The sequence below is a fragment of the Pseudomonas sp. F01002 genome (assembly GCF_004402115.1).
In the GTDB taxonomy this organism is placed as follows: Bacteria; Pseudomonadota; Gammaproteobacteria; order Pseudomonadales; family Pseudomonadaceae; genus Aquipseudomonas; species Aquipseudomonas frigoris.
In genome coordinates this window covers 1-326 of record NZ_SOPU01000043.1, presented here as the reverse complement: position 1 = coordinate 326, position 326 = coordinate 1, and the positions used below count along the sequence as shown (strand labels likewise).

The 326-nt window shown below is 60.7% G+C and carries 1 pseudogene; it reads left to right on the top strand.

The window, feature by feature from the left end:
* Window positions 1-326 (top strand): annotated as a pseudogene (locus E3W21_RS28715) (glycine dehydrogenase (aminomethyl-transferring)); the annotation flags it as partial.

Genomic DNA, 326 nt, shown 5'->3' with positions numbered 1-326 from the left:
CACGAATGCATCCTCGATTTGCGCCCGTTGAAAGACAGCAGCGGCATCAGCGTCGATGACGTCGCCAAGCGCCTGATCGACTTCGGCTTCCATGCCCCGACCATGTCGTTCCCCGTCGCCGGCACCTTGATGATCGAGCCGACCGAAAGCGAATCCAAAGAAGAACTGGACCGCTTCTGCGACGCCATGATCCGCATCCGCGAAGAAATCCGCGCGGTGGAAAACGGCACCCTGGACAAGGACGACAACCCGCTGAAAAACGCCCCGCACACCGCGGCGGAAATCGTCGGTGAATGGACGCATCCGTACAGCCGTGAGCAAGCGGT